This is a genomic window from Breznakibacter xylanolyticus, assembly GCF_003254275.1.
Taxonomy (GTDB): domain Bacteria; phylum Bacteroidota; class Bacteroidia; order Bacteroidales; family Marinilabiliaceae; genus Breznakibacter; species Breznakibacter xylanolyticus.
Window position 1 is genome coordinate 116,258 of the sequence record NZ_QKZK01000007.1, and the last position, 25,242, is coordinate 141,499.

A 25,242-nucleotide genomic window follows, 5' to 3' on the forward strand; every position below is an offset into this window, starting at 1 on the left:
ATTCTGAAATCGGTGTGCAAATGTATGTTTAATTTTTAATCCAGCAAAAAAATCTTGCATTTTTTTCACTTAAACTGCACGCACTTTTTCTTTCCATTTAATGAGTTGTTTTCTCAGCGCCTCACAAGCCAAATCAATTGACTCTTCAAACGACTTCGATTGCTTCTTGGCAAAAAGATCACCGCCTGGAATATTCAGGCTGATTTCGGCGACTTTGTTCTCAGTATCATCCGACTTATCAAGTCGTAGAATCACCTCTGCGTTCATAATGCCGTCAAAATACTGCTCGAGTTTATTCACTTTTTGATTCACAAACAACTCTAAATGATCGGCAGTTGTAAAGTGCACAGATTGAATGGTCACGTTCATAGTACAATCCTCCATAATTTAAGCTCTTGGATGAGCTTGTTTATAAATAGTGTTAAGCTGTTCAAACGTATTATGTGTATATATTTCTGTTGCCGACAAATTGGCATGTCCCATCAATTCTTTAATTGCATTGAGATCGGCGCCGTGATTCAGCAACGTGGTTGCAAATGTATGCCTCAACACATGAGGACTACGTTTAGCCAAAGTAGTAACCAAGGCAAGGTGTCCTGTGACAACACGGTATATCAACTTATTATATACCGGAGCGCCTTTGTCTGTTAAAAAAAGATGTTTCCCCACTGAAGAACCAAATGAACTGTTCCTTATCAACAGATAATCTATGATGGAAGCTTTCATACTAGCTGTAAACGGAACAATCCGTTGTTTGTTGCGCTTACCTGTTACACGAATGACGCCACCGGAAAGATCAACATCGGGAATGGTCAACGAAGATAATTCAGAAAGACGCATCCCTGTCAGATAAAACAAATCAATGATTAATTTGTTGCGCACACCGGGATAGTCACTTCCAAATTCAACGTGATCGAGCAGGAGATCCATCTCCTTTTCCTTCACGAAAACAGGAAGTCTTTTGGGAATTTTGGGAGCTGAAATTTTATCGGTAGGGCTGGTTTCGAGCACCCCTTCACGAAGCAAAAACCGGAAAAAGGACTTCAAAGTAGCCACTTTCCGGTTCACAGATCTTGCTGTCACCCCGGCATCTAATAGATTCATCATCCACTGACGGATGTGCCTAAAGGTAACACGAGACCAATCAGAAATTTGATTGGACTCTAAAAAATTATAGAATTGCTTTAAATCGCCCTCATAAGCCGTAACGGTATGATGCGATCCTCGCTTTTCGTACTGTATATAATTCAGAAATGAGTGAATGAATTGCATTTACAAAAGGGCTTTAATCGGATGAACCGTTATGACAATATACAAAAAAAAGAGTGATATTGCTCCCATTTGCAAGGAAATTTATTCTTCTACACGCTGAAGTTGCTCAATGTAAATTGCTTTCTTAATTTGCTCACGACGAACCACAGATGGTTTAGTGAAAGCCTGACGGTGGCGCAATTCTTTCATGGCACCGGTTTTCTCAAATTTACGTTTAAATTTTTTCAAGGCACGCTCAATGTTTTCGCCTTCTTTGATAGGTACTACGATCATAACAGATTCGATTAATATGAAAAATTAATAATTAACAATCATCCAAAAATCAAGACGTTACACAGAGATGATTTGCTTCTGCACGTCAATTTTTGCAGTTGCAAAGAAAAGGAAGATTCTTGACTACCACAAATTTTACGACATTTTTTTTCACATCCAACACATTACTGCAGGCAGAAGTAATGACTGTACATTTGAGCATCGACATCGGCAAATACCATTAGACTCATGACGTCGTCGAGATGACGAATTGGCCCGTTTTTTTGTCGTAAATCGACAATGGCTTGCGCCCTGTAATACCCCAACAAGGGGTGCTCCTTCATGCGTCTGAGGGAAGCTTGATTGATGTTTAGTGGAGTGATCAGTGAATTATCCACTTTCAGGAATGGCTTGGCCAGCTCGACAACGGTGGGAGGCATGCCATAAACCTGTAACAATTGATCGAGATGATAAAACCCACCGAGTTTACGTCGAAATTGCACAATACGTCGTGCAAGCACAGGACCAATCCCTTTGATAAGGGTTAATTGGGATGTATCAGCAGCATTAACCTCAACGACAAAATTAGTTTCGGAAGTTCTGGCATGACGAGGAGCTAGAGCGTTGTGAAAAAAATCGCTAACGCACACACCGATATTTTTCAACTCTCCAAGGGTATATGTTTTCTTAAACCAGTGTGTATTGCGGATTTTCATAACAGAATCAGCGACTGCATCATCAATACCAAGCGACTTGAGTCGCGCAGCATTCACTCGGTTCAGATCAATTTCAAAATCGTTTCCTTTAGAATAGCCAACAGCGACAGGCAACCAAGGCTTCCGAGGGATGACGTCAAACACCATTGAATCGGCCAGCCGAGCTACAAACATGGTATCAATCCCGTAAAGCCGCTTCACATCAGTGATATTACGAAAGCACCCCCCGGCTTCGAGGTATTTCTTCCAATTAAGAATTGCATTTCGGCTCAGCCCCATCTCCTCTAATTGTTTTATCGAAACCGTATTCGGATTAAACCGTTGCAAAACAGCACCAACATGAGACTTCGGTTGTTCAGACGTTGACGTCAACGTACTATCGGATAATGACAATAAAAGCGCTGCCGTTTCGCGATAGCGCATCTGATTGGGCATGAGCAATACGAGCACGACCATCACCAGGATGACAATAACCATAAAAAAGCAACGCTGTTCCAACCGGGAAAGCGTCCAAAAATCTCTCCACATAAGGTATAAAGTTTGGTTCATCAATATAAAAAGAAGAATACAAACCCGCAATCAGTAAACAATTATCCCAACCACCCAAGCCCGTTTAAAAAGACCAAAGCAATGGCTAACGGGGCAATAAACTTGATTAACCACCAAAAAACAGGAAAAAACTTCATGGTATTTCCCCCGGCTTCAAGTTCATTCTTAACCACATGACGTTGAAGCACCCAAACCACAAACAAAACGATAAACATCCCTCCCACTGGCAATAAAATATTAGAAGAGAGAAACTCGAGTACCGAAAAAAAGGCCGCATATTTGACACAAAAAACCGACATGACAGTCATAACCACTGCAGCGACAAGGGTTGCCACACGCCGTTTCATTTGTAGCTCCTCAGTAAAATAGGCAACCACGACTTCGAGCAATGAAAATGTTGAGGTGAGTGCAGCAATACTCAGAAGCAGAAAAAATAGCGAGGCAAACAAAAAACCACCGCCCATTTTTGCAAAAATGTTGGGTAAAGTCACAAACACCAATCCGGGTCCTGCATCGGGCTTGAGTCCAAAAGCAAATACAGCAGGGAAGATAACCAAGCTAGAAAGGACAGCCACCAACGTATCGACCGAGGTTACGGAAATAGCTGTATTTCCCAAACGCTCTTTTTTACTGATATAGGAGCCATAAGTTGCCATCACCCCCATTCCTATACTCATACTAAAAAAAACCTGCCCCAAAGCTACCATGACGGTTTTGGCCGTCATTTTGCTGAAATCGGGTTTAAAAAGAAATTCGACACCCGCCCAAGCCCCATCAAGAGACAAAGAACGAAACATGAGAAAGACAATAATCACAAACAAAAGGGGCATCAAAAACTTAGAATATTTTTCAATTCCCCCTTTAACGCCTCCCATCACAATAATGACATTTAAAGCCATAAATAAAAGCGTCCATAGGACGGGACGATAAAAATCGGTCGTGAAATGAAGGTAATAATCGTTTAACTGCTCGACCGAAAGCCCTTCGAGGGAACGGGTCATCGAGGCGTAAAAATATTCGATGGTCCAAGCACCCACCACACTGTAAAAAGCCATAATCACAAAAGCAGCTCCCACGCCCATCACCCCAACAAGGAACCAAGGACGTCCGGGCGTAAGAAAATGAAAGGCTCCGATGACATTTTTACGCGACAAACGTCCAATCAACATTTCGGACATCATAATAGGAATGCCAATAAGAAGAGCGATGAATAAATAAAGTAACAAAAAAGCAGCCCCGCCATTCTCGCCCAGCAAGTAAGGAAATCGCCAAATATTCCCTAACCCGACAGCCGAACCGGCCGCTGCGGCAATCACGCCAAAGCGGCTTGAAAAACTTTCTCTCTCGAGACCCGAAGATTTTTTTTGCATATAGAGTGTTTTGCAATGAACAGAAATGAATGTAGAATGGTTTAATGCATGAGAGTAATCATCTCCCCCCAACACACATGCACCTCAATCTGAAAAATTCCTACGCAAAGTTAAATGATCCTTACAAAAAGGCAATTTACCTTTTGAATTATAGTAAAAATTGTAAAAGTTCTTTGCAATCATTATTTTTGGGGCGGATTTCCCGAATGAGAAGTCAATGCAATTGAATTACACAAACATAAACAATTAAACAAATGGCTGTTAATTACAAAGAATTGGGCCTGGTAAACACGAAAGAACTGTTTGCCAAAGCAATTGCCGGTGGCTATGCCATCCCGGCTTACAACTTCAATAACCTGGAGCAGCTTCAGGCAATTTTGCAAGCATGCGTTGCAACCAAATCGCCCGTTATCCTCCAGGTCTCTTCGGGTGCCCGCAAATATGCCAACGCAACCCTTTTGCGCAACATGGCTAAAGGTGCTACCGAATATGTGAAAGAATTGGGTTATGATATTCCGGTTGTATTACACTTAGATCATGGCGACAGCTTTGAAATTTGTAAAGAATGTATCGACAATGGTTTTTCATCGGTGATGATTGATGGTTCACACCACTCATACGAAGAAAACATTGCCCTTACCAAAAAAGTAGTTGAGTACGCACACGCACACGGTGTAACCGTAGAAGGTGAATTGGGTGTATTGGCAGGAGTAGAAGACGACGTGGTTGCAGAGCACTCAACCTACACACGTCCCGAAGAAGTAGAAGACTTTGTGAAACGCACCGGCGTGGATTCACTGGCTATTTCAATCGGCACATCACACGGAGCGCACAAATTTACGCCAGCACAATGTACTCGTAACGCTGAAGGCGTGTTGGTTCCTCCCCCGCTGAAATTCGAAATCCTGGATGAAATTGAAAAACGAATTCCCGGATTCCCCATCGTTCTTCACGGAGCTTCTTCAGTTCCTCAAGAGCATGTTGCAACCATCAACAAATTCGGTGGTGCGATGAAAGAAGCAGTAGGTATTCCAGAAGAGCAACTGCGTCGTGCAGCGAAATCGGCTGTATGCAAAATCAACATCGACTCAGACGGACGTTTGGCCATGACTGCTGCCATCCGCAAAGTATTGGCTGAAAACCCAGGCGAATTTGACCCTCGCAAATATTTGGGTCCTGCACGTGACGTGTTGAAAGCACTTTACATGCACAAGAACGAAAACGTATTGGGTTCTGCAGGAAAAGCATAATCGAATCACGATTTTACCACTATAAAAAAGGCTGCCCTATCCGGCAGCCTTTTTTCATCCCCCAAGGGATGGATAATTCGTTCATCAAAACGGATAACCAATGGCAAAGTTAAAGGTCAAATCGTTCCAACCAAACGGCTGATTGGCCAGCACCCAGCGTTTCCCAACAGGCTGTATGGGATCCCGAGCCTTAACTCCGGCATCCATCCGAAAAAGAAAATAATTAAAATCCAACCGAATGCCGGCTCCAACACCAATTGCAATCTCTTTATAAAACTCATCAAATTCAAACAGCCCCCCCGGCAAACTGGCATCCGAACGAATTCCCCAAATATTACCGGCGTCGGCAAACAAAGCACCTTCGAGCACCCAAAACATTTTAAAACGATATTCGGCATTCAGTTCTAATTTGATATCGGCCGTTTGATTATAAAAAGCAGAAACAGTATCGACAAAAGTTCCCGGCCCCACCCCACGCACCGGCCAAGCCCGAAGGCTGTTGGCTCCACCTGAGAAATACCTTTTTTCAAAAGGGAGCACTTTGGTGTTACCATAAGGGTATCCGACCCCTGCAAACAGGCGATAAGCAAAAGTATTGGCCCGGTTGATGGCATGATGATAACGCACGTCCACATCACCCTTGACATACTGCGAGAACTGAATATCCATCACCCGGTAATGACCATTTTCATCAGGTTTTTCCCATAGCGAAACCAACGAGCGAAGGAAATTGCCGGCACCTTCCATATTAATGCGAGCAAACCAATATTCGGTTTGACGAGTTCGGGACTGATTATTGAACTGAAAAGCATAGGATGAATTGAGGATAAAGTGATCTTCGTAGCTATACCTCAAAAAAGTGCCACTGATATATTTCCAAAAATCATCGTTGACATAAGGCAACCACACCAAGTTAAACTCAGCAGGATTAAAGGTATGGGTCACATAGCGCGATGAACGCCAATTATAGCCATATCTCAAATTCGCAATGGTACGGGTATAATCAGGACGATGCTGATAACTATATACAGCCTGAATATTGGTTTTAGGTGTAAACCGTTTACGAAATCCCTCAAACTCAAAAGGCAACCAAAACTTGGGCACTTCCAGTCCAACTTCCACACCATATTCAGAAGTATTGAACACATCGGTGGTATTGCGCACAAATTGACGCTCCTGCGACATTCGAAAACCGACATCCAGCACTTCGGCACCCCGCCACAAATTGCGATGCTGATATCGCAAGTTACCTCCAGCCCCCAAGTTACCCGAAGAATTAGTCCCTTCAACCTCCACCGAGAATACTTGTTTACGCGCAGGCACCATTTGAATGTAACAATCGAGCCACCCATTTTCGTCATCCGGAGTCGTTACATCCTTATATCGAATGTCGACATATCGGAAATAAGCCAATCCCGAGAGCAACATCTGCGTTCGATCGGCATAAAAGGCATTAAACCGCTCCCCCGGAGACAAATAGCTGGAGCTAATCAATACCGTAGGATGAACCTCAATATTTTTTTCAAACAGAAACACATTCCCCTCATAGGACAACGTATCAAATCCCTGAAAGCCACCTTCAAGCAAAGCCCGCTGAGGGGTTTCACTAATGATGTAATACACATTGCGGTAATAATAGCGACGATGCGTCCCATTAGGATTGGATGCACCATCGGGCAATGGACAAGAAAGAATGAGGGAATCGACGACAGCATACCTTCCCAGTGCACTATCGACAGAGAACGAGATGTAATCTTTATTAAACGCGTAATAGCCCTGGTTTCGCAACCGCGAGGTAATGCGATCGCGTTCTTCATCGTGCAACGCGGCATCAAACGGTCGGCCGCGCCTTAACAACGAACGGGAAGTATCGGCCAACACATAGGCACGCATCGAATCGTCATCCACGCGGTAGCCCATTTGGTCGATGCGATAACGCCGGGAGGGGTGAATGGTATACACCACCTTCACCTTTTTCTTTCCGGTTGGGATAACGGTATCGGTCACCAATGCGGTGAAAAAGCCCTTGGAGTGCATCAGGCGTTGTAACTGGTCGCGCGACATTCGGGTCAGGACTTCGTCATATAACACCGGCTCCTCACCAATGCGGCGCAACACCTTATTGACCCATTTGGATGTATCGGCACCCGAAAGGTTATAAATGCCCAGATGAGCCTTCCAAAAACCCAATATTTTCACATTTTCACGCTGACGCAGATAACTTTTCATCTCCAGCATGGAGATATCACGAATGGGAGAATGAATCATTGTGCGTGCCAGCATCTGCTCACCATCGGGCACATAACGAGTGGTACGGCATCCTGACAAAAGAGAGACCCCTACCACAATCAGTACTAACCAAAAGCCGTTGGAAAAACAGAAAAAACGATATCGCACAACGAAGAACTCTACTTGTTACCCTTCAAACGGAAAGCGTGTAAAGATATTGAAATCCATTTAATAAATTATTTTTGCACCCAAATGAATTTGGGATGCTAAGCAAGAACAAGATTAAACTCATCAACTCACTCACCCACTCGAAATATCGACAACAGGAAGGGCTTTACATTGCCGAAGGCACTAAACTGACCGAGACGTTGCTGGATGCGCAACGCCCCATTGCCACCATTATTGCGACACCACAATGGTTGTCAGCACACACACTCCCCCCTTCCATCGAAATAGTGGAAGCAGATGAGAGTGAAATGAAAAAAATCACCCAACTGAGCACCCCCTCCCCGGTGATGGCACTGGCTCGAATCCCAACCAACCAGTCCACGCCCAACACGCCCGAAGGACAACTATGGCTGGGGCTCGACAACATTCGCGACCCGGGCAATATGGGCACCATCATCCGTTTGGCACAATGGTTTGGCATCGATGCCATTATATGCAACAAAGGAACTGTGGACTGCTACAACCCCAAAGTGGTGCAGGCCACCATGGGTGCCATCGCACATGTCAACATCCACTACACGGCACTCAACGCGTTTATTGCCACACATCAATCGGAACAATGGCCCGTGTATGGTACTTTTTTAGAAGGGAGAAATCTGTTTCAAGAGTCGCTCTCAGCCAGTGGCATGATTGTGCTGGGCAACGAAGGACAAGGCATCAGCGATGAAGTCGCCAAAGAAATCAACAAAAAAATCCTCATCCCCGACTTTTCCGGAGAAGGCCAAAAACCGGAATCCCTCAATGTTTCGGTGGCAGCAGCCATCGTGTGTGCCGAATTTCGGCGCAGAACACTTGGCTAAGCTTCGGAGATCTCTTTATGAAAGATGATGGCCGCCAAACGTTCGGCACACTTTTCACCATCGATGGCACTCGATGCTATGCCCCCCGCATAACCGGCACCTTCACCACAAGGAAACAGACCGTTGACATGGATGTGCTGCAATGTATCGGCATTGCGGGGAATGCGTACCGGAGCAGAAGTGCGGCTTTCGGTACCCACCACAAGGGCATCGTTGGTCAAAAAACCATCGGCCCACTTGCCAAATTGCTTGAACCCGTCGCGCAGGCGGAGCGCCATGTTATCGGGCAAAATGAAGTGCAAGGGCGATGCAACCAACCCGGGCACGTATGAGCAATCGGGCAAATCGAACGAGAGACGCCCTTTTACAAAATCACCCAGACGTTGAGCCGGCGCAATGACCCCGTTTCCACCATTGATATAGCACAACCGCTCAACGTGTTGCTGAAACATCAATCCGCCCATAACCCCATGATTTTGGAACTCACCAATATCCTCGGGACGAATTTCGACCACCATGCCCGAATTGGCAAAAGGCGAATTACGACGCGAAGCCGACATACCATTGACCACCATTTCGTCGGGACCGGTCATGGCCGGCACGATGAAACCGCCCGGGCACATGCAAAACGAATAAACCCCGCGCTCCTGCACCTGAGTGGTAAAACTGTAGCTGGCAGCCGGCAAATAAGAGCCACGCCCCTGATTGGTATGATATTGAATATTGTCGATCAATTCCTGCGGATGCTCCACCCTCACGCCCATGGCCCACGTTTTAGCCTCCAGAGCCACCCCTTTGCGGTGAAGCAGATGGTACACATCGCGAGCCGAATGACCGGTAGCCAGGATAACGGCCTGTGCCTCGATGCGGTCGCCGGTTGCGGTTACCACCCCTTGCACGGTATTGTCATCGATGAGTAAATCATCCATCCGGGTGTTGAACAAAACCTGTCCTCCGGCATCAAGAATGGTTTGCCGGATGTTTTTAATCACGGCAGGTAATTTATCCGTTCCCACGTGAGGATGGGTGTCCACAAGGATGTCGCCATCGGCACCATGAAAACAAAGCACCTGCAAAAACTTATGAATATCGCCCCGCTTATGACTCCGGGTATAGAGTTTGCCATCGGAAAAAGTCCCTGCCCCACCTTCGCCAAAGGCATAATTCGATTCGGGATTCAAGCCCTGATTGCGATTGAGCAAAGCCACATCCTTCTTACGCTCGCTCACCTCCTTGCCCCGTTCAATCACCACCGGACAAAGCCCCAGTTCGATGAGCCTCAATGCGGCAAAAAGGCCGCCGGGGCCGGCACCCACCACAATAACCCGCGGTGCAGTCGAAACGTTACTATACCCCAAAGTGAATGTCTCGGCAACAGGGACCGCTTCGTTGACCCACGCCTGCACATGCAACTGTACAAACACCTGTTTCTGACGGGCATCGATAGAACGACGAACCACCCGAAGACCGGTAATTTCATCGGGACGAACCCCCAACTGTTTGGCCACAAGAGGCCGATAAAACACTTCGGAGGAAGCTTCCTGCGGCGTTAAGCGCAATGCAATCTCTTTATTCATGACAACGAAAAATCAAATCAAAACTCCATCATCCAATGTCGGCGAGGGAAACGGTGCAAAGAAAGTGCATTTTGACGAAACCATCAAACAGCCACCACAGACGCCATTCACAGGCCTTCGTGCAAGCTCACAATGGAAATTCAGCAACTACTCAAAATAAAATGTGAAATGAAAAATATTCGACGTCAACTTGTCGATGGCTTGACCGAAAACCATGTCAGCAGGGTCTTCGGTAGCCTTATAGCCTTTGACATTGAGCATGCCAAACGATGCCTTGAGTTCGGTAGAGAGACGAAAATAATTCAGATAGAAATCGATACCGGCACCCACCTCAAGGCAAACATCGAAGGGTTTGAGCACCATTTTTTCCTGTTTACTCCGAGCCAAGTCGACCCGCATGTTGACCCCGCCGATCAAATAAGGTTTGAAATTTTGATCACGAACCGCACTGTACTTCAACAACAAGGGAAATTCCAGGAAAGTCGATTTCAATTCGATGGGATTTTCGACCCGCTTGCCATCCTCATAAATGAAATATAAATCGCGCTGACCAAAAGAGATGCCGGGCAAAAAGCGAAGATTAAAATATTTGTGCAGCCGCAAATCGGAGACAATGCCAATATTAATGCCCGGTTGCAGATGAATGATATCAGCATACAAAGGCGTCTGCTTGTTCAAATCAGTGGCCACTCCGTTATTGAAGACCTGAAAATCCATGGTATTGAGCCCCAATAAAAAGCCAAAGTGCAATTGCCGTGCGTCGAAACCGGGCAAGTTGGGCACATTTCGTTTTCGGGGGACATTTTGAGAGAACATACACATGCCCCAACACCCCAAACATATTATCAACAGGATTTTCTTCACACCAAACCGATTTACAGGTAATAAACAGCCCTTACACGGTTTTATTGCACCGGATTGACCGAAAAATAGATGGTGGCAATGCCAAACGAAAGCCGATACTGGCGAATCTGTTCCATCCCCACAACGCTTAAAACCGCCATAAAGTCCTCTCCTTCGGGAAACTGCTCAACCGACTGGGGTAAATAATCATAAGCCGCACGATCCTTTGAAATCAACCCGCCCAAGAATGGCAAAATGGTGGATGAATAAAAACGAAACAACTGTTTAACCGGAAACACCGAAGGCTTTGAAAATTCGAGCACCAACATGCGCCCCCCGGGCACCAAAACCCGTTTCATCTCCCGAAGCCCCTGCTCAAGGTTCTCGAAGTTGCGCACCCCAAATGCCACGGTCACCGCATCGAACGAGGACGAATCGAAAGGCAACCCCTCCGAATCCCCCTGCACCAGAGTCACGTCGGTCAATTGACGCCGAGCGACCTTTTGGCGAGCCACGTTGAGCATCTGCTCCGATAAATCGAGGCCGGTCACACTCACCTTCAAACGACGATGAATGGCAATGGCCATATCGCCGGTTCCGGTGGCCACATCCAGCACACGCGGGCAAGGTGACTGCCGAAGAATTTGAATGACTTTGCGACGCCAAATCTTATCGATGCCCATCGACAACAGATGATTCAACAAATCGTAACGAGGCGCAATGTTATTGAACATTCGGGCAACCTGACTCTTTTTCCCGTCAGTAGCATGTTTATATGGAATCACCGTCATGGGGATATGCAAAAGGGGTTTGAGCCCCAAAAGTGGGAAAAGATTGCGAAACGGCAAAAACCTACTTCCCGAAAAGGCAAGGGGCAAAAACCCATATCCGTTTTTGCCCCTTGCAGGAAATTATACCACTCAATCAATCTCTTTCTTCAACCCAACGCTTCAGCGTGCTCTCAAAAGCCGCCTTTAAATCCTTGATAAAGCCATACGACTCATCGTCCACGCGAATCTCGCCCTTGGTGACGTGCCCCAAAACAGAGAAGGGCACCCCACTGTCGACCATGAAATCGACAAATAAATCCTGCTTGCCCGGGGCAACCGACACCACCACGCGGCTTTGCGCCTCGCCAAAGAGGAAGGCATCTTTTCGGACTTCGGCATCGGTGGTGATATCAAACCCAAAATCCATGGGAATGGCGCACTCGAGCAAGGTAAAGAACAAGCCGCCATTGGAGACATCGTGAACCGAATGCACCAAATCGGCCTTGATGGCTTCCTTCACCACCCGCTGCACATCCAGCTCTTCCTCCTCCACATAACGGGGAGGCGCCATGGCATCCACCCCAAAAATGATTTTCAAATATTCGGAGCCATTGACATCGTTGTGCGAGCAGCCAATAAGAAATATCATATCGCCCTTTTGACGAAATGGCAAAGTGGTATGATGCTGCAAATGATTAATCAGCCCCACCATGCCGACCACCGGCGAGGGAATAATGGGAAGGATGCGCCCCTCTTGCGACCGATGATTGTGGAAGCTGACATTGCCCGATACCACGGGCGTTTTAAAGGCCTCACAGGCACGCGCCAACCCGCGGATGCTCATCACAAATTGCCAATACACTTCGGGGTCGTGGGAGTTGCCAAAATTGAGGCAATCGGTCACGCCAATAGGTTCGCCGCCCGCACACACAATGTTGCGCGAAGCCTCGGCCACCGCTATTTGGGCTCCAATGTAAGGATCGCCCGTCATGTAATTGGGATTGCCGTCCATGGTGAGCACCAACGCCTTGTGGCTTCCATTGACCGGCACAAAAGCCGCATCAGAAGGGTATTTTCGGTTCTCACTTTCGCGATGAAGCAGTTTATCGAAGTGGTCGACCAGCCATTTCTTGGACGATACATTCAGACCCGTGATCATTTTGCGTACCACGGCCGGATAATGGTCGGGCTCCTGAAGTTGATCCACCGGATAAGAGGTGGGTTTAAAGAGCGGTTCAGCCCAAATGGGGTCATACACGGGCGCATTACCGCCCAGGCCGACATACAACACCGGGATTCGAGCCACCGATTCCTTACCATCCATACACTCCAGAATGGTTTCGGAAGTGACGCGGCCAACCACCGCCAGAGGCAAATTGGCATCGGCCGCCAGGGCAGACACCATCGCTTCGTCGTCGGGGTCGATGCAGAGCAGCAGGCGCCCCCAGGTTTCGGACAGGAGAATCTCGCGAGAGGTCATCTGTTCGCGCACCGGCACCTGTTGCAAATGCAGCACAATGCCATTGTGTGAACGAGCCGCCATTTCGGCCGCAGCGCCCACGATGCCTTGCGCGCCAATGGGTTGCACCCCGCGCAGCACCTCTTTTTGCATCAAAGCATCCAACAAGCCCTGCAGGTTTTTCTCAACCGACACATCGTGCAAATCGTCGAGCGAAATATTTTTGGCCTCAAGCAGAAAAGCCATGTTGGCCACAAACGTATCGTCATCAATGCCATCCTTTCCGGTAGGCGCTCCCACAATGGCTATGAGCTGTCCCGGTTTGGGGGCAACGCCCGACAACAAACGGTCAGCATTGGCAACGCCCACCACCATTTGATTGACCACTGGGTTAGAATTAAATCCCTCGTTGAAATAGACCTCGCCACCCACCACCGGCACATCGAGGCCACGTTCGAAATCACAAATCCCTTCGACCACCCCTTTAAACAGCCAACGAGCCGTATCGCGATGGCCATCGCCAAAGCGCAACGAACTGAGAATGGCCAGCGGCGTGGCACCGGTGGACATGATGTCGCGATGCACCACCCGCAACCCGGTAGAAGCGGCCAAACGAGGTTGCACGGCGCAGGGGTGGTTGTGCGACTCAACCTTGAACACGCACGCCAAGCCGTCGCCAATGTCGATGGCACCGGTGTTGTCGCGGCCGGCCTCAACCAGCACCCGCTCACCCTTACGGGGCAGCAATTGCAACCATTTGAGGGAGTTTTTGTAGCAGGCATGCTCGGACCAAAGCAGTCCAAAAATTTCGAGTTCCAGCTCATTGGGCACCCGCCCCATCACTTCGCGAATCAGGCGATACTCTTCATGAGAGAGGCTGACGCGTTCAGCATCTTTTTCGGTGGTCAATAATAATTCCATCACTAAGGTTTAAAGTTGGTTAGATAAAAAAATGACGTTTGCGCATTCATATTAATAAAGGAATCATTCATCCCCTTATGGCGCAAAAGCGAAAATGAAATTAGAAAAAAAAGAAACCGAAAAAACATCACACAACGCAATCAGACCGAAAGGGTTATCAAATCACCCTCAAAGATGGGGGTGGCACGTCGAAACGGTTGCACTTCGCAACCCATGGGGTGATCATCACCCCCCAACACCCCGCTCCCCAAACCATCCCTTCCGCCCCCCCATTGTAACAATCCGCGCCCCAACATCCTTCAGAGACACCTCATCGACACTCACCGCCCGATATCGCCCACTCACCGAAAGCGAGTTTGATAAAAGAATCGGAGCCACTACTTTTGAGCCATCATTAATAAAAGTTGACGCAACACATCTCAACGTTGTTTAGTTAAGAGAAGAAGACGTGAGATAATGAGATCACTCACGAAACAACAAAGTATCACATTTCATCAAAAACAGACATCATGAGCAAAAAAACATGCAATTCGGTTCAACACTGGGGCACCGGACTGGTATTTATCGCTGCCGGCCTCATTTTTTTAGCAGGCAACCTGGGGATGATTCCGGATGGTATTTACCACGTGCTCACCAGTTGGCCCATGATACTGGTAGCCATTGGCACCATCACGCTATTCAAGGGCGAAATGAGGCCCACGCTGATTCTCTATTCCATTGCGGCTTATTTTCTGCTGCCGAAAATCATCCCCGGCTTGTCATTGGCCGAGATATGGAAGTTTTGGCCGGTGCTACTCATCATCATCGGACTATCTATTATATATAGGCCTAAAAAAAAACGGGATTTTACGATGCCCGAGGAGATGACCAGTAATGATGATGGTTTTGACGAGATTGCCGTGTTTGGGGGGCGCAACATTCGCATGGAGTCACAACAATTTAAGGGCGGCAAGGTCACCTGCATTTTTGGAGGAAGCGAACTGCAAATGACCCGTTGCCGCATGGCCGGCAACAGCGCGGTGATTGAGATGACGGCCATCTTTAGCGGGGTGAAAATGATTATTCCCCGCGAATGGAACGTGAAAGTGGAAGTGGTGAGCATCTTTGGCGGATTTAACGACAAACGGCTCTACACCCAAAACAACGCCGACAACACCCCCACACTCTATATTAAAGGAGTGACCATATTTGGTGGGGGTGAATTGATAAGCTATTAAAATCAACTCCCATTCACAATGTCTAAGAAAATAGTCATCATCAACGGCCATCCCGACAAACAAAGTCTGTGCTACACCCTGGCCGAAAGTTACCATCGCGGAGCCCTGTCGGGCGGGGCGCAAAGCCAGATGCTTCACTTGTGCGAGATGACTTTTAACCCGGTGCTGCAATACGGTTATCGACAGCGCACACCTCTGGAGCCCGACCTTGAAAACGCCCGCCGGGCGATTGGCGAAGCCGATCATCTGGTGTGGATTTATCCCACGTGGTGGGGCACCTTTCCTGCGCTGATGAAAGGATTCATAGACCGAATCTTCCTGCCCGGATTTGCCTTCCGGTACCGCGACAACTCGCCGCTGTGGGACAAGCTCCTCAAGGGCAAAACAGCCCGCCTGATTGTGACCATGGATTCACCACGCTGGTACTATTGGCTGGTGGCACGTCAACCGGGACACCACGCCATGAAAAAAGGGCTGCTGGAGTTTTCGGGCATCCGTCCGGTTCGCATCACCACGCTGAGCCCGGTGAAAAGCAGCACCGACACCACGCGCCGGAAATGGCTTGATCAAATTCACCAATTGGGCTGTCAACAATGTTAAGTCAATGTCGTTTAGTTAGTGACAATTGAATAATAGACAAGAAGAAATTTAGACTGCAGATAGATTAGACTGTAAAGACGAAGAAGACATCTAATTATCTTTCCTTATCTCATCATCTGTCTCATAGTCTTACGTCTTCTTCTCTTAATTTAACGACATTAAATATTAAGTCCTCAATCCCTCATCCATGCTTCACCCACTGTTTTCGCAAACCCGAATATTGCTTTACTACCTCAGCGGATGGCTCATCATTGCCCTAATGCAGGGACTGGTGGTTTACCAAATGGCGCCGCTGAGCCTGGCACAGGTCATTGGCGACACGCTCATTTACAACAGCATTCTGTTGGTTCTGAGCTTCAGCTTTTGGTTTCCGCTGCGCTATGCCGACAAAACCAGCCACACACTCACGCAACTGGGCAACAACCTGTCGGTGTACGTTATATATCTGGCCATTTGGATGGCGGCCGGATGGGGAATCACCCGGCTGCTGTACGGACATGAGCCCGATTATGTGGCATTCACCACCCAAATCGTTTGGTTCAGGGCGCTGTGGGGAGCCATTTTGCTACTGCTCATCGCAGTGCTGTACCATACCTTTGATTATTACCGCGACCTGGAAGAAAAAAAACAACAACACGAACAAATGGAACGTCTGATTAAAGAAAGCGAACTCAAGGCCCTCAAGTCGCAACTCAACCCCCACTTCCTGTTCAACAGCCTAAACTCCATCAGCTCGCTCACCATTACCGATCCCGACGGGGCGCGCGAGATGATCCACAAACTGTCGGATTTTATGCGCTACTCGCTGCGGCACAACGACCACTCCCTGCTGCCGCTTCGCGACGAACTCGAGAGCATGCACCGCTATCTGGACATCGAAAAGGTGCGCTTTGGCAGCCGCCTCGAATCGGAAATTCATGCCGAGGCCACGCTGCTCGACCTGCAGGTGCCGGCCATGATTTTGCAACCCATCTACGAAAACGCCGTGAAACACGGGGTGTACGAAAGCATTGAGCCCGTGCACATCCGCACCTATTGCCGTCTGCACCAGGGCATGCTGGAAATTTCGGTCATCAACAACTACGACCCCGAAGCCCTGCCCCGCAAAGGCGAAGGGGTGGGACTTGAAAACATTCGCCAGCGCATGCGACTGCTGTTTCAGAGCGATGGCCTGTTTCAGGTGAGTCGCGAAAACAATCACTTCGAAGCCACATTACGAATCCCCCAAACCACCCTCGCATGAGTGAACCTACCTACAAGGCTCTGATTGTGGATGACGAAGCGCCGGCACGCGACCTCATCCGGGCTTACCTGAAAGCCTTTCCCGCCATTGAAGTGGCCGGCGAATGCGCCAACGGGTTCGAAGCCCTGAAAGCCATTCAGGAGACCCGCCCCGACATTGTGTTTCTAGATGTGCAGATGCCAAAAATCACGGGCCTGGAGTTGCTCGAGGTGCTCGACAGCCCGCCGGCCGTGGTCTTCACCACCGCCTTCGACCAATATGCCATACGGGCATTCGAGATGAGCGCGGTCGACTATCTGCTCAAGCCCTTTTCGCAACAGCGGTTTGCCCAGGCCATCGACAAAATCACCGACCGTTTGCGGCATCAAACCCCACAGCCCATTGGCGAGCTGGTGAACGCGAGCCACCAAAACGGCGAGCCCCTCACGCGTGTGGTGGCCAAAAGCGGAAACAAAATGGTGGTGATACCCATTGACGACATTTTGTATGTGGAAGCGCAGGAAGATTTCGTGCTCATCTACACCCCCACTGGACGGTATGCCAAAAGCCAAACCATGGCCTTTTACGAGCAACAGCTTCCGGCGTCGCAATTTGTGCGCATCCACCGGTCGCACCTGGTCAACATCGACCACATTCAACGGCTCGAAGCCTACGACAAGGAGAGCTATGTGGCCATGGTGAGCAACCAACAAAAACTGCGCGTGAGCCGCAGCGGTTACAAAAAACTGCGCGACACGCTGAGGTTTTGATGTGGAAGATGAAACGCAGAGACATTTTAACCGCAAAGACGCAAAGGGAGGAACGCAAAGGGCGCAAAGCGTTTTCTTAGCGAGCTTGGCGGTAAGAATTTAACCGCAATGGGCGCAAAGGGAGGAACACAAAGGGCGCAATGTGTTTTCTTGGCGAGCTTGGCGCAATCTTGGCGTCTTGGCGGTAAAAGTTTAACCGCAAAGGACGCTTGGGGGTTTGAAACCTGTCAGGGTTCAAAAATATTCTGAAAAAAGAACTCCGTGCTTCCCGGTGCCTTCTCCGTGGGACTCGGTGCCCCACCCCAATTTCACATACAATAGAAAGGATGATGCCGATGCTTCATATTTTCAGACTTGAAACAAAACGTTGATAAAAACGGATGAACGACTCCCGAATGACCAATCACCTAAACAACAATACCCAACCATGAAAAACAGAGTAGAAAAAGAACGAAGCTTTTGGAATTCGTACGCCCAAAAGTATGATGCCTTTATTCACAACAATGCGTCAAAAACCTACGAAACCCTCCTCACCCATCTGGCAAAAGACACCCATCAGGCCAAAAACCTGTTAGAAATAGCCACCGGCACAGGCATCATTGCACTAAAAATGAGCGCCCATGTCACAAACATCATCGCCATTGACATCGCCCCCGAAATGATCAGCGTAGCCAAAGAAAAATGTGTACAACAGTCGATTGGCAATGTTGATTTCAGGCTTGGCGATTCCTGCCATCTTGAGTTTGACAACAACAGCTTCGACACCATCATTGCATCCAATGTGTTGCACTTATTATACAGCCCCGACTTGGCCATACAGGAAATGAAACGGGTGCTCAAAGACGATGGACAAATCATCATTCCGACCTATTGTCACGGCGCCAACCTGAGAAGCCATGTGATATCAAGACTGATGGGTCTTTTCGGATTTAAGGCGCGCACCCGATGGACGTTAAAGGCTTTTGAAAATTTTGTGACCAGCAATGGCTTAAAAACCGTGAAAACGGAAGTCATTCACGATAAAATTCCCTTGGTGTATTTGATCGCTCAAAAGGGATAACACCCGGCACCCGCCATTGAACCAGCCTCACCCGGAAGCCTGCCCTGTCGGCAGGCTTTTTTTGCACGCCCCATTGCCATTACAACAAAACCATTAAATTTGTTAACCGAAACAGCAACATCGCAGACCCCAAGGGAAGAAGAAGAGCGTTGAGATAAAGTGAGATGAAGAGGCGAAGGCGCGGTCTGCATTGCCCCAAGGAGCCAACCCGGTTATGAAACATTTAATATCAACACTTAAAATCTTCATCTATGTCGAATTACATTTCTGCCTCCCTCTCGGTTGAGGATCAACAAAAAATCATGAATCATTTTGCCGAAATCCGCAAGATTTTGGCTTTTAGCGTGAGCTTAACCAACGCCCAAAAGCGCACCATGCCCATGCTCAACGACGGTCGCCGTCCGTTTACCGAACGCTGTATCAACTACGCCACCACCGATGCGCGCATCATGCCCCCCTACGCCGATATGGACGAGCTCAAAAAAGACCTGTCGCTTTACGATGCGGTGAGCCCCCTGGAAATGGAGGCCGTGAGCATTTCCGAAATGATTTCGAACATTCGCATGGCCGCCGGGTCGGATGCCTATGTGGCGGCGCTCTCCATTTACAACTCGGCCAAAGGGGCTGCCAAACTGGGCTTGCCCGGCACCAAGGCCATTGCCGATGAGCTGAGCAAACTGTTCGACACACAAAGCAAAAGTTCCAAAACCAATGCTGTGACCAATAATTAAAAACCAATCACACGCGCCGGCATCCCTGACGGGTTGGCAGGGGCAGGCGCATTGCACAAGGGGAAAACCAAACGGTTTTCCCTTTTTATTTAACCGTGCAGGGGGGTACCCTCAGGGTAGGGGGGGGTACCCTAAATGCGGAGGGGGGTACCCTAAATGCGCAATGATGCACAAAAAATGCGCATCGATGCGCAAAATATGCGGACCGATGCGCATTTTTTGCGCACGCGTGTACAATTTGGGTACCCCCCCCTGCCCTAAATGCGCATCAACGCGCAAAATATGCGCATCGACGCACAAAAAATGCGCATCGGGCTACATAAAATGCGCAACGAGGCGCCCGGGCACTGCCAGTTGTCAATGCCACGCCTCAGTCGACCAGCTTATACCCCACGCCCTTGATGGTTTTGATGAAGTCCTGGCCAATTTTTTCGCGCAGCTTACGAATGTGCACATCAATGGTGCGGTCGCCCACAATGATGTTGTCGCCCCACACGGCACTGTAAATTTCGTCGCGGGTAAACACCCGGTCGGGCTTTGAAGCCAGCAGCATGAGCAGTTCAAACTCCTTTTTGGGCAAGTCCAGCTCGGTGCCTTTGTGAATGACCACGTAACGTTCGCGGTCAATGACCAAATCGCCCAGGCTGATCACGGGCGTGTCGCCGGCCACGGCCACAGGCGCCGCAAGGGGGGTGTAACGCTTGAGCAACGCACGCAACCGGCTCACCAGCACTTTGGGTTTGACAGGCTTGTTGATGTAATCGTCGGCACCGGCCTCAAAGCCGGCAATTTGCGAATAATCTTCGCCCCGCGCCGTGAGAAAGGCGATGATGGTTTGGCGCAGCTCGGGAATTTTTTTTATCTCTTCGCAGGTCTCAATGCCATCCATGCCGGGCATCATCACGTCGAGCAGAATCAGGTGGGGACGCAGCGAGGTAGCCATTTGCACCGCCTCGATGCCATTGGAAGCGGTAGACACCTCGAACCCCTCTTTTTTAAGATTGTAGCCGATAAATTCGAGTATATCCGGCTCGTCATCCACCAAAAGAATGCGGTAATTTTCAGAACTCATATCGTTTTGCTTTTCTTGATGTAAAGATAAGCGCCACACACTACCGAATGTTGATTTTGTGTTAAGAAATCGTTAGGGATGCGTGAGGGGATGAAGGCGTGGGCACAAAAAATCGACTCTGCACGTTACAAAAGCAAAAGATGATGCCAATGCAGGCATTAATAACCGTTGGCTTTAGCCAACGGACAATAGTAACAATCCCCAGGGGCTTTAGCCCACGAAATGATTGGGCTAAAGCCCAATTCATTCATTCATCCGTCCGCTAAAGCGGACGGTTATTAAAAACCGGCGTCATCGTCATATTAAATCTCACGCCTTTTCGAGCGTAAAGGTAAACGAAGTGCCCACGCCGGGTTTGCTGCTCACGTTAATGGATTGTCCGTGCGCCTCAATGATGTGCTTCACGATGGCCAGCCCCAGTCCGGTGCCGCCCTGGTCGCGGCTTCGGCTTTTGTCGATGCGGTAAAAGCGTTCAAAGATGCGGCTCAGCTCCTTCTCCTCAATGCCGATGCCGTCGTCCTTCACCTCCACCAAAATGAGGTTGTCCATGTCGTAAAAACGCACGGTGGTGGTCCCGTTCTTCTTGCCGTAGTTAATGGAGTTGACCACCAAATTCATCAACACCTGGTAGATGCGTTGCTTGTCGGCACGCACAAAGGTGTCGCGATGGGTGTTTTTGCCGGCCTGCAAAACAATGTTTTTGTCGCGGGCGCGAATCTCGTTGTAGTCAAACACATCGTTCATCAACTGAAAGATGCAAAAGGTTTCGAAATTCAGTTCCAGTTCGCCCGACTCGAGCTTAGAGATAGCCTCCAAATCCTCGATGATGGAGATCATGCGGTCGATGCTTTTTTCGGTGCGTTTGAGGTACAGCAGGTTGATGTTGGGATCGTCAATGCCCCCGTCGAGCAGCGTAAGGATGTAGCCCTGTATGTTAAAGATGGGCGTTTTGAGCTCGTGGCTCACGTTGCCGATGTACTCCTTGCGGTATTTCTCGAGACGGCGCAGCTCCTGTATTTCGCGCGAGCGGGTCTCCATCCAGTCGGCCACCTCGGTGTTGACACGGGCAAACAGTTCGCCCTTTTCGTCGAGTGCCTGCACGTTCTTGGGTTTAAAGCTGTGGATGGTTTTGTAGATGGGCTTGATTTTTTTGTCGATAAACTTGCCAATAATGGCATTGATGATCAGGTAGGCCCCGGCAAAAAAGAGGGGCACACTCACCATCATCGACACATACAGGTTGCCCGACAAATGGTTCGCCACAAAAAAAAGAAGACTCAATCCCACAAATACCAGGGCGACGATGCCGGCAATGCGTTGCGATTCGGAGGTTTTCATGAATAAAAAAGTATCAAGACATTCGTATCAGGACACAAGATATAATAGTATTGCCTCATAGGGCTATATGTGACCCGTTAATTCAATTAGTGAAACAAGCCGTGTGTTTATCGTGAAAAACACTGTATCCAATGGTTTCAACAAACACTTTGCAAACAAAAACATGTCACAGAGCAAAACAGAGGAGAGTTTCACCGAGTTCAGTCTCGTTTCCCTCAGTGGATCTCTATGCATTCTGCTATATAACTCTTTGAGTTATCTGCTTTATTATTTAAACGCAATGCGTTAAAAATTAACTCAGCGCCTTTCTTGGCATAGCCAAGCGACTGCGTCGATTAGCGCCTCTGCGTTTATTTTGACTCTGTGCAATCACACATTTAACAAATGCAGAACGACCGACCGGTTTTGACCAGTTTTCATTTATCCTATCCGAGCCAAATTACACAATTTTACGAGAGCAAAACTAATCAGATTGACGGAGAGAAGCCCCCCCGTGCCGGGTTGCAAGGTTAAGAAATGGTTAAATTTCCCAACCCTGGGGCAAAAGGGAATCAGACATTTTTATTTTGATGCAAAAAAAGTGACATTTGCCATTCGATGCCATTGAGTTCAACGCACGAAAACGAGAGAAGATCTCACAAATTCATTCGCCATCCGATCATCGGCTGATGAATGTCACGTCTTCACCGAAGCGCTCAACGACATTGATTTGTCAGGATATTCAAAACCCACCGATTATGACCATCGCCATCATTGCCTTGTTTGTTGTAGGAGCCCTCGCCAGCCTGGTGGTTGGGGTGAGCAATGATGCGGTAAATTTTTTGCATTCGGCCATTGGCTCGTCGGTGGCACGCAAACGGGTCATCTACGGGGTGGCCGCGGCCGGCATGATGCTGGGCGTGCTGCTGTCGCAAAACATGATGAACCTGGCCTGTCACGGGGTGGTGATGCCCGAGTTGTTCACGTTTCGCGACCTCATGGCCGTGTTTATTGCCGCCATGCTGGTGAACATTGTATTGATAGATGTGTGCAACAGTTACGCCATCCCCACCTCCACCACCACGGCGCTGATCATCAGTCTGGCGGGCGCTGCGCTGGCCGTGGCCATTGTGAAATCGCAAACCACACAGGTGCAGGCCAGCACGTTCATCGACACCAACCACATCTTTATGATTATGGCGGGCATTTTCATTTCGGTGATACTGGCCTTTGCGATGGGTGTGGTGACGCAGTTTGTGTCGCGCCTCATTTTCACCTTTCAATCGCAACGCCGCTCGCCCGTTTTGCTGTCGCTGGCCGGCGCCGTGTCGGTGACCGTCATTGCCTATTTCATCATTCAAAAAGTGCTCATCACCGACCTGTTTCCGTGGGACAGCGCGCTGAATTTCATCCATCGCTACCTGGGGGAAACCATCGGGCTGGTGTTTGCCCTGTCGTTTTCGTTTTTCCTGATCTCGGGCAGTCTGTTTTTTATCGACATCCCGCGCGTGGTGGTGATGTTTGGCACCTTTGCCCTGGCCTTATCGTTCGCGGCCAACGACCTGGTCAACTTCATCGGCATCCCGCTCACGGGCATCGAAAGCGCCCTGAAATGGGACGCCTCGGGGCTTGCGGCCGATGCCTACACGCCGGGGGCGCTCGAGAGCCATGGCTTGGACTGGTCGAACCTGTGGCTGCTGTTTTTTTTCATGCTATCGGGGGTGACGTTGGGCATCACCATCTTCAGGTCGAAAAAAACGGAAGCCGTCATCGACACCGAATTGTCGCTCGAGCGACAAACCATGGGCGACGAACGATTTGGGTCGTCGGAGTTGTCGCGACGGGTGGTTCGTCTATTTTTGCATCTCTTCAGAAGTGTGCAACCCAACCCGCACTCGGGCACGGCACGATGGATTCAAAAAAGGTATCAGCCGGCCACGGGAAGCGTCACCGCCTCGGTGGTTTATTTCGACACCATTCGGGCGGCAGTGAATTTGGTCATCGCCAGCATCCTGATATTGTCGGGCACCTGGTTTCGCATTCCCATGTCCACCACCTTCATAGTATTTATGGTGGCCATGGGCACGTCGCTGGCCGACCGCGCCTGGAACCGCGAGAATGCCGTGTACCGCGTCTCGGGCATGTTCACCATCTTAGGAGTGTGGTTTTTGGTGTCGGTGCTCATTTTGTTGCTCTCGGGCTTGCTGGCCATCCTCATTTGGTACATGCAGGCACCCGCGGCTGTGGCATTGACACTGCTGGCCGGCTTTGCGCTGTATCGGTCGTACCGATATTTTAAGCACCGGATCCACAAAAAGCAAATCATCAACAGCGAATTAAAAAAAGAAACCGACTTTAACCTCGAATGGATGTCGGAGACCGGCAGCGAGCTCATTCGCAAGCAACTGCTGGAAACCTCCAAAATATACTTTCTCACCCTTCAGGGATTTGTTGAAGAAGACCATCACCAGCTTCGCGAAGCCTCCGATAAGGCCGGGATTCTGGTGGGTCAATCGAAAACCGGGCGTCAAACCTTGTTTGCCAACATCATTAAGCTGAGCGACCAAATGCTCGAAGCAGGACACCATTATATACAGGCCTACGATTACCTCACCGAACTCATCAACAGCCTGCACCAGCTCACCCTGCCCCTGCGCGAGCATGTCGAAAACAATCACAAGGGACTGTCGGAACCCCAAAAAGAGGAGATCCTGCACCTGCTCGACGAAACCACCACCTTTATCAACTACCTTATTCACCTGGAAAAGGAACGCAAATTCACCAGCCTCGACGAACTGGTGCAGCGTCAGCAAATCATCATGCCGCTGATTGACGAGATGCGCAAAAGCCAACTCAAACGCCTCAAGTCGGGCGACAGCAAAACGCGTGTGAGTGTGCTTTATCTCGAGATACTTTCCGAAACCAAAAACATCCTGTTGTACGCCATCAACATGGTCAAATCGCACCGCGATTTCTTCAGCGCCTCGCGCCTGTATTAACGAGCGCCTTCTCCATGT

Annotated in this window: 21 protein-coding genes; 9 read left to right on the forward strand and 12 right to left on the reverse strand. The window is 48.9% G+C overall.

The features are described 5' to 3' along the window. Positions 1-69 precede the first annotated feature (69 nt). The 5 genes from hpf to LX69_RS05840 all read right to left on the reverse strand — a co-directional run bounded on the left by hpf (position 70) and on the right by LX69_RS05840 (position 4,159). The gene (gene hpf / locus LX69_RS05820; protein ID WP_245934947.1) at positions 70-384 is read right to left on the reverse strand and encodes a ribosome hibernation-promoting factor, HPF/YfiA family; all 315 of its coding nucleotides are present in this window, start codon (positions 382-384) and stop codon (positions 70-72) included. A gap of 3 nt (positions 385-387) precedes the next feature. After that, the gene (locus LX69_RS05825) at positions 388-1,272 is read right to left on the reverse strand and encodes a tyrosine-type recombinase/integrase (RefSeq protein ID WP_111444885.1); all 885 of its coding nucleotides are present in this window, start codon (positions 1,270-1,272) and stop codon (positions 388-390) included. 81 nt (positions 1,273-1,353) lie between these two features. Beyond that, positions 1,354-1,545, reverse strand: coding sequence for a 30S ribosomal protein S21 (gene rpsU, locus LX69_RS05830; protein WP_111444886.1), 192 nt, complete (start codon positions 1,543-1,545; stop codon positions 1,354-1,356). A gap of 164 nt (positions 1,546-1,709) precedes the next feature. Beyond that, complete coding sequence (locus tag LX69_RS05835) at positions 1,710-2,768, reverse strand: ComEA family DNA-binding protein (protein ID WP_170124255.1); 1,059 nt, start codon at positions 2,766-2,768, stop codon at positions 1,710-1,712. 62 nt (positions 2,769-2,830) lie between these two features. Beyond that, positions 2,831-4,159 carry a sodium-dependent transporter gene (locus LX69_RS05840; protein WP_111444888.1) on the reverse strand — a complete coding sequence of 443 codons (1,329 nt, stop codon included), beginning with the start codon at positions 4,157-4,159 and terminating at the stop codon, positions 2,831-2,833. 254 nt (positions 4,160-4,413) lie between these two features. Here LX69_RS05840 and LX69_RS05845 point away from each other — a divergent pair, with 254 nt between their 5' ends. Next, positions 4,414-5,409, forward strand: a complete 996-nt coding sequence (locus LX69_RS05845; protein ID WP_111444889.1) for a class II fructose-bisphosphate aldolase — start codon at positions 4,414-4,416, stop codon at positions 5,407-5,409. Between the two features lie 84 nt (positions 5,410-5,493). Here LX69_RS05845 and tamL read toward each other — a convergent pair whose 3' ends face one another. Further along, a complete protein-coding gene (gene tamL / locus LX69_RS05850) occupies positions 5,494-7,806 on the reverse strand; it encodes a translocation and assembly module lipoprotein TamL (protein ID WP_245934948.1) in 2,313 nt (770 codons plus the stop codon). Positions 7,807-7,901: 95 nt separating this feature from the next. Here tamL and LX69_RS05855 point away from each other — a divergent pair, with 95 nt between their 5' ends. After that, positions 7,902-8,666: a TrmH family RNA methyltransferase gene (locus LX69_RS05855; RefSeq protein WP_111444890.1), complete on the forward strand. Its 765-nt coding sequence runs from the start codon at positions 7,902-7,904 to the stop codon at positions 8,664-8,666. On the opposite strand, the gene LX69_RS05860 is transcribed toward LX69_RS05855, so the two are convergent. From LX69_RS05860 to purL, 4 genes are all read right to left on the reverse strand, one after another. Then, positions 8,663-10,243: an NAD(P)/FAD-dependent oxidoreductase gene (locus LX69_RS05860; RefSeq protein WP_111444891.1), complete on the reverse strand. Its 1,581-nt coding sequence runs from the start codon at positions 10,241-10,243 to the stop codon at positions 8,663-8,665. The genes LX69_RS05855 and LX69_RS05860 overlap by 4 nt on opposite strands. Before the next feature lie 147 nt (positions 10,244-10,390). Then, complete coding sequence (gene porT / locus LX69_RS05865; protein WP_245934949.1) at positions 10,391-11,107, reverse strand: type IX secretion/gliding motility protein PorT/SprT; 717 nt, start codon at positions 11,105-11,107, stop codon at positions 10,391-10,393. Positions 11,108-11,148: 41 nt separating this feature from the next. Continuing rightward, on the reverse strand, positions 11,149-11,877 hold the full coding sequence (gene ubiE, locus LX69_RS05870; protein ID WP_111444893.1) for a bifunctional demethylmenaquinone methyltransferase/2-methoxy-6-polyprenyl-1,4-benzoquinol methylase UbiE: 729 nt from the start codon (positions 11,875-11,877) through the stop codon (positions 11,149-11,151). A gap of 133 nt (positions 11,878-12,010) precedes the next feature. Then, complete coding sequence (gene purL / locus LX69_RS05875) at positions 12,011-14,236, reverse strand: phosphoribosylformylglycinamidine synthase subunit PurL (RefSeq protein ID WP_111444894.1); 2,226 nt, start codon at positions 14,234-14,236, stop codon at positions 12,011-12,013. A 509-nt stretch (positions 14,237-14,745) separates the two neighbouring features. Between purL and LX69_RS05880 the strand changes: the two genes are divergently transcribed. From LX69_RS05880 to LX69_RS05905, 6 genes are all read left to right on the forward strand, one after another. Then, positions 14,746-15,453 carry a LiaF transmembrane domain-containing protein gene (locus tag LX69_RS05880; protein ID WP_111444895.1) on the forward strand — a complete coding sequence of 236 codons (708 nt, stop codon included), beginning with the start codon at positions 14,746-14,748 and terminating at the stop codon, positions 15,451-15,453. Between the two features lie 18 nt (positions 15,454-15,471). After that, positions 15,472-16,053, forward strand: a complete 582-nt coding sequence (locus LX69_RS05885) for an NAD(P)H-dependent oxidoreductase (RefSeq protein WP_111444896.1) — start codon at positions 15,472-15,474, stop codon at positions 16,051-16,053. A 187-nt stretch (positions 16,054-16,240) separates the two neighbouring features. Continuing rightward, positions 16,241-17,296 carry a sensor histidine kinase gene (locus LX69_RS05890; protein ID WP_111444897.1) on the forward strand — a complete coding sequence of 352 codons (1,056 nt, stop codon included), beginning with the start codon at positions 16,241-16,243 and terminating at the stop codon, positions 17,294-17,296. Continuing rightward, a complete protein-coding gene (locus LX69_RS05895) occupies positions 17,293-18,045 on the forward strand; it encodes a LytR/AlgR family response regulator transcription factor (protein WP_111444898.1) in 753 nt (250 codons plus the stop codon). The genes LX69_RS05890 and LX69_RS05895 overlap by 4 nt, the downstream gene beginning before the upstream one ends. Positions 18,046-18,472: 427 nt before the next feature. Continuing rightward, entirely contained in the window at positions 18,473-19,105 is a 633-nt protein-coding gene (locus tag LX69_RS05900) for a class I SAM-dependent methyltransferase (RefSeq protein WP_111444899.1), read from the forward strand. A gap of 251 nt (positions 19,106-19,356) precedes the next feature. Continuing rightward, positions 19,357-19,836, forward strand: coding sequence for a hypothetical protein (locus LX69_RS05905; protein ID WP_111444900.1), 480 nt, complete (start codon positions 19,357-19,359; stop codon positions 19,834-19,836). Positions 19,837-20,206: 370 nt separating this feature from the next. Here the strand turns inward: LX69_RS05905 and LX69_RS05910 are convergent, their stop codons facing one another. Continuing rightward, entirely contained in the window at positions 20,207-20,908 is a 702-nt protein-coding gene (locus LX69_RS05910) for a response regulator transcription factor (protein WP_111444941.1), read from the reverse strand. 309 nt (positions 20,909-21,217) lie between these two features. Further along, a complete protein-coding gene (locus LX69_RS05915) occupies positions 21,218-22,246 on the reverse strand; it encodes a sensor histidine kinase (RefSeq protein ID WP_111444901.1) in 1,029 nt (342 codons plus the stop codon). A gap of 737 nt (positions 22,247-22,983) precedes the next feature. Between LX69_RS05915 and LX69_RS05920 the strand changes: the two genes are divergently transcribed. Continuing rightward, entirely contained in the window at positions 22,984-25,224 is a 2,241-nt protein-coding gene (locus LX69_RS05920) for an inorganic phosphate transporter (RefSeq protein WP_170124256.1), read from the forward strand. Positions 25,225-25,242 lie beyond the last annotated feature (18 nt).